5 protein-coding genes and 1 pseudogene are annotated in these 4557 nt (G+C 60.8%); all 6 read right to left on the reverse strand.

The features are described from left to right. A partial coding sequence (locus ACODTY_RS23385) for an aminotransferase class III-fold pyridoxal phosphate-dependent enzyme (protein WP_488996570.1) occupies positions 1-464 on the reverse strand: 464 nt, incomplete at its 3' end. A 374-nt stretch (positions 465-838) separates the two neighbouring features. After that, a complete protein-coding gene (locus tag ACODTY_RS23390; RefSeq protein WP_488996571.1) occupies positions 839-1585 on the reverse strand; it encodes a sulfite exporter TauE/SafE family protein in 747 nt (248 codons plus the stop codon). Positions 1586-1768: 183 nt separating this feature from the next. After that, a complete protein-coding gene (locus ACODTY_RS23395) occupies positions 1769-2116 on the reverse strand; it encodes a DUF6867 family protein (RefSeq protein WP_488996574.1) in 348 nt (115 codons plus the stop codon). 11 nt (positions 2117-2127) lie between these two features. Further along, positions 2128-2856, reverse strand: coding sequence for an ABC transporter ATP-binding protein (locus ACODTY_RS23400; RefSeq protein WP_488996572.1), 729 nt, complete (start codon positions 2854-2856; stop codon positions 2128-2130). Positions 2857-2897: 41 nt separating this feature from the next. After that, positions 2898-3800 (reverse strand): annotated as a pseudogene (locus tag ACODTY_RS23405) (ABC transporter ATP-binding protein); the annotation flags it as partial. After that, positions 3800-4557, reverse strand: a 758-nt coding sequence (locus tag ACODTY_RS23410; RefSeq protein ID WP_488996573.1) for an ABC transporter permease subunit, incomplete at its 5' end; no start/stop codon positions are given. The gene ACODTY_RS23410 and the pseudogene ACODTY_RS23405, both read right to left, overlap by 1 nt.

Raw genomic sequence — 4557 nt, forward strand, 5'->3', positions numbered from 1 at the left:
ACACCGTGGTAGGCATTGATGCGTGTAATGATCTTGCGGCGCTGCGGCTGCCCGTTGCGGCGGTGCAGCATCCATAGCATCTTTACGACGGTGTCGTTCGCCTCAGAGCCGGAGTTTGTATAATAAACCTTGGCGGTTGGAAACGGCGACACTTCCACCAGCTTCTCTGACAAAGCCACCGTAGTGTCGGCTATGCGGCCGAAGAAAGCATGGTAGCCCGGAAACCTGCGCGCTTGATCGCAAAGAGCGTCGATCAGGCCCTGGTGATTGAACCCTGCAACGTTGTTCCACAGGCCTGAGTTCGCGTCGATGTAGCGCTTGCCATGCACGTCGAAGACATGGATCCCGTCGCCATGAGTCAGGACCACCGGACCGTTGCGGTTGAGTGTTTCGAGGTCCGTGAAGCCGTGGAAAACATTCTCGACATCTCGCTGCTCCCACGAATTCTTGAAGTGGCTGGTCATTGGTTGTGCCCTCGATGTTTTTCTAAATCTAAAAATACAATCGCATGACAGGCGCATTTGGTCAACGGGTTTGTTCGCCCTTTGGATTGATGAATTTTGTGCGCGCTGTTTGGGTATGGGGACGCGTGCTGCCGCTACCTCCTCAGCCGCGGTCTCAGAAGGCTTTTGAAGCTTGGAGCGGACGATGAGGCCGCTGAGGCTCGCGACAATCGCACGAGGCTAACCGGAAAAGCGGTTATGACGATTGCGCGTCGGGGGAGGAAAAATCGATTCGGTTCGGCAATCTGCGGGCGCGCGATACCTGCCGCGCATGCGTCAATCATGGCAACGTATGGCGGACGCTCAGTCGCCCGGTCGGCGGAGGGTCCTGTCTGCTATGCGAGCAGTCGCCAGAAAAACACGGCGCTCAGAATGGTGCCGGTCAGGATCACTACCAGCCGCACGACGGCCGCGGGCAACACTCTGGCGAGCGGCGCACCCGCATACCCGCCGATAGCAGCTGCTATCATCATGAGAACAGCCTGCGGCCAGGCCACGATGCCCGCAGCCGCAAACGTAGCCACCGAAATGGCCGATAAGACAAACGAAACACAGTTCTTCAGGCCATTCATAAGGCTGAGGTCGCGCATCCCCCAAAGAGAGAACAGCGCCAGGAGGACAATGCCCAACCCCCCGTTAAAATAGCCGCCATAAATCGCTACAAGCACGACACCGAACAGTCCGTCTGAGCGCTTGCCGCTTAGCCGTTGCGTCCATTTCTGCAAGCGGTTGCCAAAGGCGAAAGCGAGCGTTGCCATCGCCAGAAGAAAGGGCACAACGAAAGAGAAAGCCTTGTTGGACGACATCAGAAGCAGAATGGAGCCGATCAACCCGCCGACAGCCGTCAGCGCTACGATCGCCAGAAGCCTGCGCCTGTCGAATTGCGATATCTCATGGCGGAAGCCGCTTGCGCCGCCCAGGTAGCCGGGGAACACCGCCACCGCGCTGGTCGCATTTGCAGCGACTACGGGAATCCCAGTGTACACCAGAGCCGGAAACGTCAAAAACGTCCCGCCGCCTGCGATGGTGTTCAAGACACCTGCGCCGAAAGCTGCGAGCGCGAGGATAACATGATCGTTCATTGCACCACTTCTCCCGCCCGGCCTGATTTCCGACCTTGCCTCAGGCGATTTGTCCTATGACCACGCGTCGATGTTGAGACACCACGCTGCAGTCACAGCCCACCCTCTAAGTCACTTGTGAAAAATCGTTTCCGAGGCACCCATGCAACAATGCCGTCGACATCGATTGCATTGGAGTTTCGGTCAACTCTTGCCCTTCCAGTTCAATAAGGAAGCTCTTTCGTAGAGCCAATTATACTGTGTCACCATCTGGTTGGTGCGCGTGTATTGATAGCCGAGAAAGCCCAGGATCATCAGCACGATGGTGTCGACGATATAGTAATGCAGCGAGAGCATCGTGCCTGTGAACAGCGCGTGATGGATGAACCTGATGCCTATGCCGAGGCCGAGCATATAGAAGAACAGCTGCACATGGCTGTTCCAGGTCTGCGCCGCCGCCTTGCCGGTCATCCATGCCGCCCAGCCGCCCAGCAGGCAGGTGACGAACAGGAACTGCCAGATCGAGGCTTCTTCGTAGAGAATGCCCATGATGAAGATCCCTCTTAGTGATGCCCGCCTTCGAGATAGGCGGCGCGCACTTCCGGATTGGCGAGCAGGTCCTTGCCGCTGCCGCTCATGGTCACGTTGCCGTTGACCATGACGTAGCCGCGATCGGCGAGCTTGAGGGCGCCGAAGGCGTTCTGCTCGACCAGGAACACCGTCAGCCCCTGGCTCTTGTTCAATTCGCGGATGGCGTCGAAGATCTGCTTGACGATCAGCGGCGCCAGCCCCAGCGACGGCTCGTCGAGCAGAAGCAGCTTCGGCCGCGCCATCAGCGCGCGCCCGATCGACAGCATCTGCTGCTCGCCGCCCGACAGCGTGCCGCCACGCTGGGCGATGCGCTCCTTCAGGCGCGGGAACAGAGTGAACACCTTCTCGACGTCCTCGTCATAGTGCTTGAGGTTGTCGAGGCTGGCGCCCATCTGCAGGTTTTCCATCACCGTCATGCGCGGAAAGATGCGGCGTCCTTCCGGCGACTGGGCGATGCGCAGCCGCGCGATCTCGTGCGTCGGCATCTGCGTGATGTCGGTGCCGGCGAAGGTGATTGAGCCCACGCGGGCGCGCGGCGCGCCGAAGATGGTCATCATCAGCGTCGACTTGCCGGCGCCGTTGGCGCCGATCAGCGCCACGATCTCGCCCTGGTTGACGCTGACCTCGACGCCGTTCAGCGCCCGGATGTTGCCGTAGTAGGTCTGGACGCCCTTGATATCGAGCAGCGGCTGGCTGGCCATCACTTGTCCCCTCCCCGCTTGGCTGACGTGATCCCGCCTTTCGATCCAGGGACCTGTTCGTGCTGATGCGAGGTATCGAGCTGCTCGACCACATCCTCGTCCCCGACTTCGGTCAGCACCGTTTCGACCTCCTCGTCGTCGACGCCGAGGTAGGCGGCGATGACGCGCGGATCAGTCCTCACCGACTGCGGATTACCGTCGGAGATCTTGCGGCCATATTCGAGCACGACGACATGGTCGGAGATCTGCATGACCACCGACATGTCGTGCTCGATGAGCAGGATCGAGGTACCCGTGCTCTTGATGCCCATCAACAGGTCGTTGAGCGCGGCCGATTCCTTCGGATTGAGGCCGGCGGCCGGCTCGTCGAGGCACAGAAGTTCCGGCCCCGTGCACATGGCGCGCGCGATCTCCAGCCGCCGCTGCGCGCCATAGGGCAGGTCGCCGGCCGGGTCGTCGGCGCGGTCGACGAGATCGGCCTTCTCCAGCCAGTGCCTGGCGAGCTCGATCGACTCCGCCGATGCCTGCCGATAGCTCGGGAAGCCAAACAAGCCGAGGAAAGTATATCCCGAGGCCTTCATCAGCTTGTTGTGCTGGGCGACCAGAAGGTTTTCCAGCAGCGTCATACCGGAGAACAGGCGGATGTTCTGAAAAGTGCGCGCCACCTTGGCGCGCGCCGGGATCTCGTGATTGGCCAGCCGCTCGAGCAGATAGGTCGAGCCGTCACGCCGGTTGAGCGTGATCATTCCCTCCGACGGCTTGTAGAAGCCGGTGATGCAGTTGAACACTGTCGTCTTACCGGCACCATTCGGCCCGATCAGCGCGGTGATCTCGCCGCGCTTGGCTTGGAACGACAGGTCGCCGATGGCGATCAGGCCGCCGAACTTCATCGACAGGTGCTCGACCTGAAGGATGAAATCACTGGGGGAAGCTTGCGCGTTCATCAGCCGTGGCCCTCCTTGGTGAAAGAGCCCGAGACCGCTTTTCGCTTCTTCAGGAAGGCCGTCGGCTCGCGACTGCCGACGAAGCCGCGCGGTTTCCAAAGCATGACGATCACCATGGCCATGCCGAACAGCAGCATGCGGTAGAGTTCGGGCGTGAAGTCTGGACCAAAGCCTGGAATGATCGTTGTGCCGCCCCAGTGCAGGCCTGTCTTGAGGAAGTCGAGTTCGCGCAGGATCTCGGTGCCGCCGATCATGACCAGCGCCGCGACCGCGATGCCGCCCAGCGAGCCCATGCCGCCGAGCACCACGATGGCCAGGATGATCGCCGATTCCAGGAAGACGAAGGATTCGGGGCTGACGAACCCCTGCCGGGCGGCGAAGAACGCCCCGGCAAAGCCGCCGAACATGGCGCCAGTGGCAAAGGCCGTCAGCTTGGTGGTCGTGGTGTTGATGCCGAGCGAGCGGCAGGCGATCTCGTCCTCACGCAGCGCTTCCCAGGCGCGTCCCACCGGCAGGCGGCGCAGCCTGATAGTGACGAAGGCCGTAAGCAGGCAGAGAAGAAGGATGAGGTAGTAGAGGAAGATCTTGTAGTAGGCGCCCGACTGGGCAATGCCCAGCACCTTGGCGATGTAGTTTGGATCCGACACGTTGAACGAGATCAGGCCGAAGAACGACACCTTGGGAATGCCGGCAACGCCGGCCGAGCCGTTGGTCACATCGCGCCAGTTGATCAGCACGAGGCGGATGATCTCGCCGA

It is taken from the genome of Mesorhizobium sp. FG116 (genome assembly GCF_057809835.1).

What these genes read in the sequence shown, in the direction of transcription:
- ACODTY_RS23390 (WP_488996571.1), bottom strand. Translation starts at nt 1,585, where the DNA reads ATGAACGATCATGTTATCCTCGCGCTCGCAGCTTTCGGCGCAGGTGTC.
- ACODTY_RS23400 (WP_488996572.1), bottom strand. Translation starts at nt 2,856, where the DNA reads ATGGCCAGCCAGCCGCTGCTCGATATCAAGGGCGTCCAGACCTACTAC.